11 protein-coding genes are annotated in these 12,823 nt (G+C 49.8%); 7 read left to right on the plus strand and 4 right to left on the minus strand.

Features of this window, described 5'->3' with window-relative positions; genetic code table 11:
- Positions 1-63: 63 nt before the first annotated feature.
- Together FTO70_RS09110 and FTO70_RS09115 are read right to left on the minus strand one after the other, a co-directional pair.
- Positions 64-372 carry a hypothetical protein gene (locus tag FTO70_RS09110; protein ID WP_255335440.1) on the minus strand — a complete coding sequence of 103 codons (309 nt, stop codon included), beginning with the start codon at positions 370-372 and terminating at the stop codon, positions 64-66.
- Positions 373-1,132: 760 nt separating this feature from the next.
- The gene (locus FTO70_RS09115; protein WP_255335441.1) at positions 1,133-1,603 is read right to left on the minus strand and encodes a hypothetical protein; all 471 of its coding nucleotides are present in this window, start codon (positions 1,601-1,603) and stop codon (positions 1,133-1,135) included.
- Positions 1,604-2,404: 801 nt separating this feature from the next.
- Between FTO70_RS09115 and FTO70_RS09120 the strand changes: the two genes are divergently transcribed.
- The 4 genes from FTO70_RS09120 (at position 2,405) to FTO70_RS09135 (ending at position 7,279) form a co-directional block, all read left to right on the plus strand.
- A complete protein-coding gene (locus FTO70_RS09120) occupies positions 2,405-2,872 on the plus strand; it encodes a peptidylprolyl isomerase (RefSeq protein WP_255335442.1) in 468 nt (155 codons plus the stop codon).
- Between the two features lie 573 nt (positions 2,873-3,445).
- Positions 3,446-5,116, plus strand: a complete 1,671-nt coding sequence (locus tag FTO70_RS09125) for an adenosylcobalamin-dependent ribonucleoside-diphosphate reductase (protein WP_255335443.1) — start codon at positions 3,446-3,448, stop codon at positions 5,114-5,116.
- Positions 5,117-5,350: 234 nt separating this feature from the next.
- Positions 5,351-6,298, plus strand: a complete 948-nt coding sequence (locus tag FTO70_RS09130) for a DMT family transporter (protein WP_255335444.1) — start codon at positions 5,351-5,353, stop codon at positions 6,296-6,298.
- A 42-nt stretch (positions 6,299-6,340) separates the two neighbouring features.
- Entirely contained in the window at positions 6,341-7,279 is a 939-nt protein-coding gene (locus FTO70_RS09135; RefSeq protein WP_255335445.1) for a DMT family transporter, read from the plus strand.
- On the opposite strand, the gene FTO70_RS09140 is transcribed toward FTO70_RS09135, so the two are convergent.
- Together FTO70_RS09140 and fdhF are read right to left on the minus strand one after the other, a co-directional pair.
- Positions 7,265-8,479 carry a Coenzyme F420 hydrogenase/dehydrogenase, beta subunit C-terminal domain gene (locus FTO70_RS09140; protein ID WP_255335446.1) on the minus strand — a complete coding sequence of 405 codons (1,215 nt, stop codon included), beginning with the start codon at positions 8,477-8,479 and terminating at the stop codon, positions 7,265-7,267. The two genes, FTO70_RS09135 and FTO70_RS09140, sit on opposite strands and share 15 nt — an antisense overlap.
- Positions 8,476-10,593: a formate dehydrogenase subunit alpha gene (gene fdhF / locus FTO70_RS09145; RefSeq protein WP_255335447.1), complete on the minus strand. Its 2,118-nt coding sequence runs from the start codon at positions 10,591-10,593 to the stop codon at positions 8,476-8,478. Before fdhF ends, FTO70_RS09140 begins: the two co-directional genes overlap by 4 nt.
- Before the next feature lie 696 nt (positions 10,594-11,289).
- On the opposite strand from fdhF, the gene FTO70_RS09150 reads away from it, so the two are divergent.
- The 3 genes from FTO70_RS09150 to FTO70_RS09160 form a co-directional block, all read left to right on the plus strand.
- The gene (locus tag FTO70_RS09150) at positions 11,290-11,973 is read left to right on the plus strand and encodes an ABC transporter ATP-binding protein (protein WP_255335448.1); all 684 of its coding nucleotides are present in this window, start codon (positions 11,290-11,292) and stop codon (positions 11,971-11,973) included.
- 53 nt (positions 11,974-12,026) lie between these two features.
- Entirely contained in the window at positions 12,027-12,476 is a 450-nt protein-coding gene (locus FTO70_RS09155; RefSeq protein WP_255335449.1) for a PPC domain-containing DNA-binding protein, read from the plus strand.
- A 211-nt stretch (positions 12,477-12,687) separates the two neighbouring features.
- The coding region (locus FTO70_RS09160; RefSeq protein ID WP_255335452.1) for a helix-turn-helix domain-containing protein at positions 12,688-12,823 on the plus strand (136 nt) is incomplete at its 3' end.

Below are 12,823 nucleotides of genomic sequence, written 5' to 3' on the forward strand. Positions count from 1 at the left end.
TGAGTCGTAATCAAGATTTGTTAATTAATTTAACGATTTTGATCTATTTTTTTATAAAATTAACTAAGTCTTTTTGTATTCAGAATCGCTTTCTGCATCGACTTCGAGTTTGCGGCGTCCATCATCTGCTGCGGGGATCCGAGATTTTCGTTCAGCAGTTCCAGGCTGGCGTTTCGGGGTTCGTTTGTGAAGCCGGTTTTGGTCAGGAGCTGCGGTTCCGAGCCCGGGCAGAGAAGTTGAGTCCATGGATTCGCTGCTCCTTCCTGTGTCTTTGAGGGTTGGAGCCAGGAAGGGGTAGTCAGAAACCCGGTCTCCCACAGTGGAATTAATCAGCCTCATGTTCAGGTCAAGCAGGTCGAGCATCGAGACCATGAAATTAAAAGCTCCTCCTACCTGAGCACCTCCGTATTCGGTGGAATTTTCGGCAGAATTCGGTTCCGAAGAGTTTTCCGGAAAGACGGTCCCGTCAACTGTAACCGATTAGGAGGAGGCAAGCAGTGCACCGCGGTGATTGTAGCCGCAAGCAGGATACTCCAGAAGAAAAACCTTCGGTAATTTCTCAAGCCAACAACACCCAGACCTTCAAAATCCGGCTTCTGTATAAAAATCAGAAAGAGGCGCTATAAAAATATACTTTTTATTGAAGTTATATTTATAAAACCAGGACGCTCAAAGTACCGGTAAAAGAGGATTTTTCGGTTACTTTTCTAGAATTGGGGCTTTTCAGGCTTTCGTGCACTGAAAATATTTTGGAGGGATAAAAGAATAAAAACACAGTGTTGAAAATACTGACCAACTTATAAATAGTGGATTAAATGTGAAACATTATTATAAAGTTGTAAAAATTAAAACTCAAAATTATTTTTGTAAGTTTGCTCCGGCTAATTCGTTTCTCTTTCCTGGATTCGATATCTTATGCCCCGGCGGGCATGCCTGCCAGATTAGCTGGGCGTCAGAATCGGGTGTTTCTCATCCTTGCTATGTGGTTTAAGGATGCCGTGAGTCTTGAAATACGGGCAGCAAAGCCTTCCGGGTGTTTGACGGGATTTCAGCCGGGATTTCAGCCGGGATTTCAGCAAGTATTTCAGCAAGTATTTCTGCAGGAATTTCGGCCGGATGTTCAGTTAAAATATTAGTCGAATAAAGAAAGCATAGCTTTCACGCTTTCGAACATCTCGGTTATCATCGGGGTGGTGGCGTTTGGCTCTCCCAGGGTCGAGTTGGCAGCTTCAATCATTGCCTCCGGGGGTTCGAGGCTTTCATTCAGGCGTGCAAAGCTTTCATTGAAGGACTCGGGCGTGATGTTTGTGTCATTTATGCCTTCGGGGCCCGAGCCCATGACTGCCAGGATTGAACTCACGGAACTGATTCCCGAGCTTGTCCCTTCGATGGTGGGCTGCAGGAAGGGGTATTCCGAGACCCGGGAATTGAGGGTCTCGTTTATGAGCCTCAGGTTAAGGTCCAGCATTTCCAGCATCGAGGTCAGGAAGCGGAAATTGAGGTCCAGTCCGGGATCAAGGATGTCGGTGTAATTGATTTCAGGGGCGGTACCCGGTATATCTGTTTCGTTTTCAGGAACCGTTTCGGCTGAAACCGGCAGCATGGCAGCTATAAAGAAGAGGCCTGCAGCTATCCACAGGCAGATTGCCTGAAACCTGTCGATGTATATTCCCCACTATTATTTGCGAACACTTATTTGTGAAAACTTATTTGCGAACACTTATTTGTGAAAACTTATTTGTGAAAACTTATTTGCGAACACTTATTTGCAAAAACTTTCTATGATATTTCCTAAATTTTTCGAATATTTGCGAAAACTTACTCCAATTAAAAATCTACAAGGCCGCCTATAAAAAAGTAAGGATTTGGATAAAATAATATAGTCAGTTGAGGGCATGGTGAAGGATAATAGGGCAAAAATAGAGCGAAAATTTTGCTACGTACTTTTTATTTACACTTCCATATATTAATCGACTCAAAACTGGAAATTCAAACAGATTTTTCCAAGGAAAGACCTCTAACTTATGTAAAAATCGTTATATATCAGAAGCCAAACTATTTATTATTATACTGTCATGTAAATATATATTAAATTATCTGCGATTAATCTGGCAGGCTTCAATTTTCCCTCTTTTAAAATTCGGTATCAATCGGGGAGGGGGCCAGTTTGGGCCGCAACAATAATAAAAAATTAATACTTTTTTCATCTCCGTCTTTTCCCGCCAAAAATGCCCTGAGTCCTGGCTTTGAGCCGAAGACCTTACATGCAAAGCAGGCATAAAGGGCATAAAAAGCCGGCATGAAGCAGGCATATAAACAAGAACATCGGATAAAGACCGGTTGGAGAAAGTTAGAGCCAGTCTCTATTGAGTAAGATCGGTAAAAAATAAACAGAGGAATGGAAATGGCTGTATGGAAAGGCAAGAAAGTAATTCTTCACACTAATGTGGGTGACATCACCCTTGAACTGTTCGAAGACATGCCGGTTACGGCAGGGAACTTCGCAAAACTTGTGGACAAAGGCTTCTACGACGGCATTATCTTCCACCGTGTGATCGCTAACTTCATGCTTCAGGGCGGAGACCCTACAGGAACAGGCATGGGAGGCCCTGGGTATGAAATTCCGGACGAGTTCACAAAGCACAACAGGAACGACAGGGGCACAATCTCCATGGCAAACGCCGGCCCCAACACAGGCGGCAGCCAGTTCTTCATCAACCTGGTTGACAACAACCACCTGAACAGAGGGCACCCGGTCTTCGGGAAAGTCGTGGCAGGTATGGAAGTAGTCGATGCCATCGGCAAGGTGAAAACCGACCGCAATGACCGCCCCAAGTCCGAAGTGAAGATCATAAAGGCTGAACTGGTCTGACCGGTTTTCACTTAATTTTCTCTTTTTTAAATTTTTTTAAATTTTCTCTTTTTCTAAATTTTCATTAAGGCATCTGGCTGAAGACTTACCGTCAAACCAACCTGTTTTCAGCCATATCTCTATTTTTTTGTCCAGTGTTTTTCAATGAATTTTGTGGAAAAGCCGGTCGTGTGAGCACGACCGGTGAGATTCCGGGGTTTTGCGAGCCGCGTGTCTTAAAGGAATAAGGGTGACTGATTCACAAAACCGGGTTTTTGACGTCAGTCTCGAACTTGAATGAAGATCGAGTATCGGTATACAAAGAACATTCCTGAAGATCCAGCATTCCTGCAGAGCCGGATTAGTAAATTCGCTTCTTAAGCCAGATCCTGAATAGATATTCGGATACAATGATAAAAAATCCGCGAGATATACAATATAAGTTCTTTTTAATGACTAAGTTTTTTTAGATACGGGTGCCGGAATCACTGCGGCCTGGATAGAATCACTGCGGCCCGGATAATATCTGCCTGGGTTAATAGCCGCCTGGGTTATTATTTGCCTGAGTTACAATCTACAGGAAGAGGACTTCGGATGCTGGGAAGTGCGGAAGGATGGGATGCCCTTGTAGCTGAGATACTTAAAGCCAGGTATTTGCGGGAAGGGGAGACGAGCTGGGAGGATGTGTGCGAGCGGGTTGCAAAGGCGATTGCAAGTGACGAAGCCGAGTACCGGGAATTCAGGGAGCTGATGGTCAGGAAGCTCTTTCTTCCGAGTTCCCCCACGCTCATGAACGCGGGGACCAAGCTCGGGCAGCTTTCCGCCTGTTTCGTGGTCCCGGTGGAGGACAGTGTTGAGGAGATTTTTGAAGCCGTCAAGACCGCGGCCCTTATCCAGAAGACCGGGGGAGGTACGGGTTTTAATTTTTCAAATATAAGGCCGAAGGGTTCTCCTGCCCTCTGCGTCGATGGGGTCGCAAGCGGGCCGGTGTCTTTTATGGGGCTCTTTAACGCGGCAACTGAGGTTATCAAGCAGTTCGGGAGGCGCAGGGGAGCCAACATGGGGATCCTGGACGTGTCCCATGACGATGTCATTTCCTTCATCAGGGCCAAAAAGGCGGAAGGGGATTTCAGGAACTTCAACCTCTCGGTGATGGTCCCGGATACCTTTATGGAGCTTGTCGAGGCGGGGCGGGAAGAGGAAATCTGGAACGAAAGGACGGGAGTGAAGGTAGGAGACATCTTCTCCGAAATCGTTGAAGGGATCTGGAGCAACGGGGAGCCCGGCATCATCTTCTACGACCGCATAAACCGGGACAACTTCACCCCGGAACTGGGAAAAATCACTGCCACAAACCCCTGCGGGGAAGAGCCTCTCCTGCCTTTCGAGTCCTGCAACCTGGGCAGCCTCAACCTTTCCCTTTTCGTAAAAGGTGGGCAGGTGGACTGGGACTTCCTCAGGGAGGTTACCGGAAAAGCCGTACGCTTCCTGGACAATGAAATCGATAAAAACACATATCCGGTCCCGGAAATCGAGAAAGCCACAAAAAGGACCCGGAAAGTCGGGCTCGGGGTAATGGGGTTCCATGACCTGCTTTTGAAGCTTGGGCTCCCCTACGACTCCGAAGAAGCCCTAAAGCTCGGGGAAAAACTCATGGAGCAGATAAGCGGGGCTGCAGTCCGGGAATCGAGACGGCTTGCAGCAGAAAAAGGGCTTTTTCCGGAACATGCACGCTCTACCTGGGAACTCCCCATGCGGAATGCCGCTCTCACCGCAATTGCCCCCACAGGCACGATAAGTATCCTGGCGGGCTGTTCTGCAGGGATCGAGCCCGTCTTCAGCTGGGTGTACAGGCGGACCGGGACAGTTGGCCAGGAGTTTATGCTGGTGCACCTGCTTTTCGAAGCCCGGTTCAGGCCGGAACTTTCGGAAGCCGATTACGGGCGGCTGCTGGAACACGTCTATACCCGCGGCACCCTGCAGGACTTTGAAGCCGAAAAATCTCCGGACGAAGGGGAAAAGCGGCTCTTCAGGTCGGCCCTGGATATCGGCTGGAAGGCCCATATCGACATGCAGGCGGCTTTCCAGCGCCACTGCCATGCCGGAATTTCCAAGACCATCAACATGCCGAACGAAGCCGGCAGGGAAGAGATAAGAAAAGCCCTCATTTATGCCTGGAAACAGGGCTTAAAAGGGCTTACAATCTACAGGACCGGGAGCAGGGAGCAGGTGGTATTCAGCCTGAGAAAACCAGGAAATAAATGAGGACGAAACGGGGTGTAAACAGGAGAATAAACGGGGAGTAAACAGGGAAATAAACAGGAAAATAAACAAGAAGTAAAAAGGGGAGTAAACAGGGAAATAAACAGGAAAACAGATGAGAAGTAAACAGGGAAACCAGAGGCCAGGTTGAAAAAATACGACTTCTTACTTTATTTCCTTAAAGATGCTGCACTCCTCCTAAAAATATATATACATTAATATACTCAATTAATTATAATGTCCGCCTCGTATAAGCACCATTTTGAGCTCCTTGCTGCGTGCATGATCTACGGTACTGTCGGAATTTTTATGGAACTGCTCCGGGACATGTCCGTGGGCTCTATTATTTTCTACAGGCTGCTTTTCGGCCTCGCGGCCATCCTCTGTTATCTTGCCGTTACCGGGAAGCTCGGGCAACTTTCTTTAAAGAAAAGGAAAAAGTACCTTCTTCTGCTGGGGCTTCTCTACGTTTCACAGATGTTTTCCTATTATTCCGCTATACGCTACCTGGGAGCCTCTTCTGCCGTCCTGCTCCTCTATACCGACCCCATATACCTTACTTTCCTTGCCCCTCTCCTGCTTGGGGAGAAAAACACCGGAAGGACCATTCTTGCCCTTTTCCTGGGTTTGATAGGCGTTTTCTACGTAACGAGGCCCGAAGGCGGTTTCGAACAGCTTGATTTTACCGGAGATTACCTGAAAGGCGTGCTTTTCGGGCTTACAGGAGGGCTTTTCAGCAGCGGGGTCATAGTATCGGTCCGCTACCTCCGAAACGAATACAACGGCTTAACCCAGCTCTTCTGGCAGAGCACCATAAGCCTTGTCTTCCTTGCCCCGTTAGCCGCATCCGTGCCAGGGGACGTGCTTGCGGCAAACCTCCGGACCCTCATGCTCTTCGGGGTTATGATCACGGCAATCGGGGCAGTGCTCTATATAAGAGGGGTTGCAGGCGTAACTGCCGTTACAGGCAGCATCCTCACCCTGGTAGAACCCGTTTCCTGTATCTTTTTTGACTATACGGTCCTGAATAACTCGGTCCACAGCGGGATGCTTGTCGGGTCCGTTTTCATCCTGGCAGCAGCAATTGTGGTGAGCCTGGACAGTTCCGTTTCCTTAAAGAAGCTGATTTCAGGGGAAAGGAAAATTTTCGGGAAAAAAGGGCTTTTCGGGACAGAAGAAGAATAAGTTTCCAAAATAATATATAACTGAAGTATTTAATTCAGGGGCATGCTCGCGCGGGCAGGCCCTTTCAAATCCCACTCAACTTTCAAATCCCACTCCGAAGTCATAAGCGGCAGCATTATCTACGGCACGATAGGGATTTTTCTTGACCGGGTCCAGGACATGTCCGTGGGGTCCGTTCTTTTCTGCAGGCTCGCTTTTGGCTTATGCATGCTTTTCCTCTACCTGTTGTTGAGAGGAGGCCTTCCCCAGCTCCGGCTCGGGAAAAACAGGAAATACCTGCTGCTGCTCGGCTTCCTGAACACAGTCAACGGCCTCTGCTATTTTTCAGCTATCAGGTACAGCGGGCTTTCCGTTGCGGTCTTGCTCCTTTACACGGCCCCGGTTTATGTGAGTCTCCTTGCTCCTCCCATCCTCGGGGAAAAGAGCAGCAGTAAAAACCTTCTTCCCCTTTTCCTTGCAGTTTTGGGGGTAGCGCTGATCGCCCGTCCCGGTGAGATACTGGCGGGCCTGGAGGCAGGTTCCGATTTCCTCAAAGGCGTGGGTTTCGGCATGCTTTCCGGGTTTACCTTCGGAGTAACCATAATCACGATCCGCTACCTGAGGCACGACTACTCCGGGATGGCCCAGACTTTCTGGCTCACGGCTGTCAGCCTGTGCTTTGTGCTGCCTTCCGCAGCCTTAACTCCCCTTCCCGTGCTCCTTGAAAATCTCAATACCCTATTTCTCTTCGGGGTCACCATCACCTGTGCCGCTCTCCTCTACCTGAGGGGGATTTCCGGTATCAGGGCCCAGACCGGCAGCATCCTTGCCCTGATCGAGCCGGTTTCGGGGATCTTTTTTGACAGCACGGTCTTAAAAAGCCCCCTCTACGCCTCGACCCTGCTGGGCTGCGGCTTCATCCTGACAGCGGCTTACCTGGTGAGCCGGGGCCGGGCAATAGAAGAAGTCCCTGAAGAGCCCCTGCCCTCACCACTTGCCTGATTTTTCTGGCTCTTTTCCCTGCTCTTTTTCCCGCAGGAAAACTTCCATTGGGGCAACTTTCGGGACTGAAAGGTCTTCTCCTGCCCGGTACCCGTAGAGTTCCTGAAGCTCAACGGCAAAGGAATGCATGAACAGGGCATTCGGGATGTCCATTGGGCAGAGTTCCTCGCACTGTCCGCAGTTGATGCAGGAGTCCGCAACAAGGGAGTAGCGCAGCGTATGGAAGGCAAAGGAAGGGGGCACCTTTCCCGGGGCATCCACAGTAAAGTCCGAAACATTTGCCCCGGCCAGGGGAGGGCAGACTTCAATGCAGGTGTAACACTTGATGCAGCGGGAAGTCTCATCCACCAGCTTTTGCAGGCGGGCCTTCCCCTCTCCCAGGGCCATGAAGTCTTTTTTCCTCCAGTCCGCGGCCAGGTTCAGCATCGACTGCTCTATTTTTTCCCGGATTTCCAGCCCTTTCGGGACCGGAAGGGTGGTTTCAACCGAACCTGAAGTTTTTGCCCGCTCAAGCAGTTCCGCACCCTTCACACTGCAGACTTCAACAAAGGTTGCCTCCGTGCCCATAACACCCCACTCCCCGCAGGCAAGGTCGGCCTGTCTCGGAATTTTCAGCATGCAGCGCCTGCAGTTGCTCCTGCGCCCATAACCTTCCTCTTCAAGTTCGTCCATGGGAAACGAAAATTCCCCTTCCGGTGTCTCGACGATAAACTTACCCTTAGAAATCCTTTCCTTTTTAACCGAATCAGGGTCCACCGAAAACTTCTCTGCAAGCATTTCCCTTGCCGTTTCCGGGCTTATCGAGCCTCCGCAGTTCAACCCCAGCATGAGGATGTTTTCCAGCCTGAGCTTACCCCGCTTAGCAAGCTCATAAAGCCCCATGACATCGCAACCTTTCAGGGCAGCTGCAATTCTAAGGCCCTCTGCCCCTTCCAGGTAGCTGCTGAAAAGCCTGGACAGAAGAAGGGTCCCGCAGTGCAGGGAACCTGAAATTTCCGAAATTTCCTCAGGGTCCGTGATCAGCACCGGCACTGCATCGTAAATGTCCGCTCCTTTTTTTACCCCGAGCACTGCGTCCACACTTCCGCTTTCCAGGGCGAATTTCAAAAGGGCTGCAACCGCTCCTCCGGATTCCCCCTTTTCCAGGAACTCACGGTTACAGGCCCGGACATAAAACACGTCTCCTTCCGAAGGTTTCAAGGCTTACCCTCCTTCTGTTCTGCCGGTTCCTTTTTCTCTGCCGGTTCCTTTTGTTCTACTGGCTCTATTTTTTCAATCCTGACTGCACAGGCCTTATACTCCGGAATCTTTGCCACGGGGTCAAGGGCTCCGCTGGTCAGCAGGTTGGCTGCACATTCCCTGAAATGGAAGGGGATGAAGACAACCCCGGGTTTTATGTCTTCCGTAACCATTGCAGGGATTTCGATTTCCCCCCTCCGGGAAAGCACGCGGACTTTTTCTCTGTTTTCTATCCCGAGCTTTTCTGCGTCCAGGGGGTGAAGCTCCACCCAGCCGGTCCTGACTTCGGAGTCCAGGGTTTCTGACCTGCGGGTCATGGTCCCGGTATGCCAGTGCCAGATGTTCCTCCCTGTTGTAAGGATGAAGGGGTATTGCGCATCCGGGACTTCGGCCGGGGGAGCCCATTCCACGGCGGAAAATTCCCCAAGCCCGTCAGGCGTGGCAAATTTTTCAGTATGCAGTATGGGGGTTCCCGGATGGGACCTGTCCGGGCAGGGCCACTGGAGAGATTCCGGGTTTTCAAGGCGGCCGTAACTGATGCCCCCGTACTGGGGAACAGCCTTTGTTATCTCTTCGAAAATCTCAGCTTCGCCAGGATAAGAAAATTGAGGGCCGTACCCCAGACGGCCAGCAAGTTCGCAGATGATGCGCCAGTCAGCCTTAGCCTCTCCCGGCGGGTCCAGGGCTTTCCTGAGCCGCTGTACCCGGCGTTCGGTGCTGGTCTGGGTCCCGTCCTCTTCCGCATAGCAGGTTGCAGGCAGGACAACGTCGGCAAACTTTGCGGTCTCGCTCAGGAAAATGTCCTGCACGACCAGAAAGTCCAGGTGTTCAAGAGCTTTCCTTACCCTGTTCAGTTCAGGGTCCGAAAGCATGAAATTTTCTCCCATCACGTACAGGCACCTGACCGGGGACGTTCCTTCCGCAAGCTCTTCCATAAGCTCCGTAACCGTGGTCCCCGGTTTTTCCGGAAGCCCGCTCACTCCCCAGAGAGATTCCATTTTCCTGCGGGTTTCAGGGTCCGCAACCTTCCTGTACCCGGGATACACATCCGGCAGGCAGCCCATATCACAGGCCCCCTGCACATTGTTCTGCCCCCTCAGGGGGTTGACCCCTCCTCCCGGAACTCCCAGGTTTCCGGTCAGAAGCATAAGGTTTGCCGTGGACCTCACATTGTCCACTCCCACCGTATGCTGGGTGATGCCCATGGAATAGATGAGTGCGGAAGGCTTTGAACTGGCAATCCACTCAGCTGCTATTTTTAAGTTATCTTCAGGCACCCCTGTGATTTTCGAGACCTCAGGCAGGGAATAGGCTTCCTGCATGACCACGGTTTTCATTGCCTCGTAATTTTTTGTCCTTTTTCCAATAAATTCCCGGTCTTCCCGGCCTTTTTCTATGATGTGGTGCATGAGCCCGTTCAGCAGGGCCACATCCGTGCCGGAGTACATAGAAAGGTAGAGGTCGGCCTGTTTTGCCGTGGGCGTACGGCGGGGGTCTGCATAGATTATTTTAGCCCCCCTCTTCTTTGCAAGCATAACTCTCCTCCCTATAAGGGGGTGCTGCTCCAGGGTATTGCTCCCGATAATGAAGATGCATTTAGACTCTTCCAGGTCCGCAATGGAGTTAGTCATGGCCCCCGAACCGAAAACAGCGGCAAGGCCCGCAACCGTGGAGGAGTGGCAGAGCCTTGCACAGTGGTCGATGTTTGGGGTTTTGAGGACCGCCCGGGAGAATTTCTGCATCAGGTAGTTGTCCTCGTTCGAGACCTTTGCGGAGGAGAGGCAGGCAAATTCCTCCGGACGGAAAGTCATGAATTTCCCTGCTATAAGATCCAGGGCTTCTTCCCAGCTCGCTTCTACAAGCTGCCCGTTTTTCCTGACCAGCGGCTTCACAAGCCGGTCCTTGCTGTGGATGAACTCATGGGCATACCTCCCTTTCTGGCAGAGCTTGCCCGAATTTACAGGAGCCCTGTGCCAGGGTTCGATGCCTGTAGCCCTCCCGTCTTTTACCACAAGGTTAAAACCGCATCCTGTCCCACAATATGGGCAGGTTGTAGGCACGTATTTCAATTCCATTTTCGGCATTTCCTGAATATTTTCGTGACAGCTCCCACGACTGAAGCCGCAGGCATCTATATTTCGATTACTGTCCTGAAGCGACTATCGATCGCCACTCTTGATCGGTCTCTCCAGCTAACATTCCAGTTTTACGCTGGGACACAAAAAACTTACAGAAACATAAGTATGGGCTGTATTCTACCATTGAAATGGCGGGGATTAGCACCACATTTGTCCTATGTAGTTGCTTAATCCTTAAATTGCTTTAATCCTTAAATTGCTTAATCCTTAAATTGCTTAATCCTTAAATTGCTTAATCCTTAAATTGCTTAATCCTTAAATTGCTTAATCCTTAAATTGCTTAATCCTTAAATTGCTTAATCCTTAATTGTTTAATACTGAAATTGGTATATCCGGGACAACCGGGTTAATTTTGCATTAAAGATGGGATCAGGGATAAGGCTGCTGAAATATTCGTTTTGAAAAAATTATTATATGATGTCTGAATTTTCAGCCTCTTTTGAGAGGCCGGTACTTTGCGGTACATATCGTTTGCCGGATGCATCGGGCTTTAAAATGTATCAGGCTTTTTGTCATTCTGTCCGGCTTCGCAGAATTCCCTATTTTCGGGCTTTTTTGCCTTCCTGCCAAAAAACTCTTTACTTAAGAAGCCCTCTACTTTTAATACAAAAGTTTCAAAAATGCAGGACAGGTATGACAGAAGAAAGCCCCATCATCGAACTGAAGAACCTGACAAAAATTTACAAAAATGGGGTGGATTTCCGGGCTCTTGACAATGCGACTTTGAGAATCAAAAAGGGGGAATTCGTGGCAATTGTCGGCCCTTCGGGTTCGGGGAAAAGCACCCTTATGCACCTTATAGGCCTGCTTGACACCCCCACCGCCGGTACCCTCCTGATCGGCGGCAGCGACGTGACGGAAATGTCGGATAAGGAGCGTTCGGAGCTGCGGAACAGGATGCTGGGCTTTATCTTCCAGTACCACCACCTGCTACCGGATTTCACGGCTCTGGAAAACGTTATGATGCCTCTTTTGATTTCTGGAAAAAGCAGGAAAGAGGCAAAGGAAGTTGCCGAAAAGCTTCTTAAGGAAGTCGGACTTGAAGACCGGATGGACCACAAGCCGAGCGAGCTCTCCGGGGGGCAGAACCAGAGGGTTGCCGTGGCAAGGGCGCTAAGCTGTTCTCCGGCAATCGTACTTGGGGACGAGCCTACGGGAAACCTGGACACCAAAACCGGGGACAAGATCTACGAGCTCCTCAGGCGGCTGAACCGGGAATACAATCAGACATTTATCGTGGTGACCCATAACGAGGACCTGGCCGCAAAAGCCGACAGGATCGTCAGGCTTGTTGATGGGAAGATCACGGACCAGTAAGCATATCGGATATGCAGGATCGAAGCATATCGGATCAGAAGGAGATTGCAAACATGGAGTATGCAAAAGGAAGAATAGGCAGGGTCTTTACCGTGAGGATCGACCATGGGGATGACCTTATTCTGGAACTGCTCAAACTTGCAGAACTGGAGCGGATCGAGTCCGCTGTTTTCATGCTGTTAGGTGCATTGAAGGAAGGAAAGCTTGTGGCAGGCCCAAAGGAAAACAAAAGGCCTCCCGATCCTGTCTGGTCCGGCTTTGGTGACGTCCATGAGATTCTCGGGATAGGAAACATTTTCCTGGAGGACGGAAAGCCCAAAATCCACCTGCATGCAGGGGCAGGCCGGGGAGATGCAGTTAGACTTGGGTGCCTCAGGGGAGAAAGCGAGACCTTCATGGTCGTTGAGGTATTTATCCTCGAGATCGAGGGAATTTCCGCAAAAAGAGTGATGGATGCAGAGCAGGGCTTTGCGCCTCTGAGTTTCGGGTTTAGCCCGGAATGAACATTCCTTGAAAAAGGATGGATTTAGGATCAAGTAAGGGCTAATCCCTGCCATTTCAATGGTGGGATACAGCCCGTCAACTCCAACAACGCAACTTTATTAACATATGTATAGTAACCATTTACATAAAATAATATGCCAGAGAAAGATTATTGGATAGTATATTGATACCTAAAAGGTTGATACCTAAAAGGTGAACTGATTGTTGAAAGTGCTTCGTTATAGAATCTATCCTGCAAAGGCTCAAAAAACAATTATGACTAACACCCTTGAGCTTTGCAGGTGGACATATAACAAAACACTTGCACTCAGGAAAAATGCATGGGAATCGGAGCAAAAGAACATAG

The organism is Methanosarcina sp. KYL-1, assembly GCF_024372725.1.
Classification (GTDB): domain Archaea; phylum Halobacteriota; class Methanosarcinia; order Methanosarcinales; family Methanosarcinaceae; genus Methanosarcina.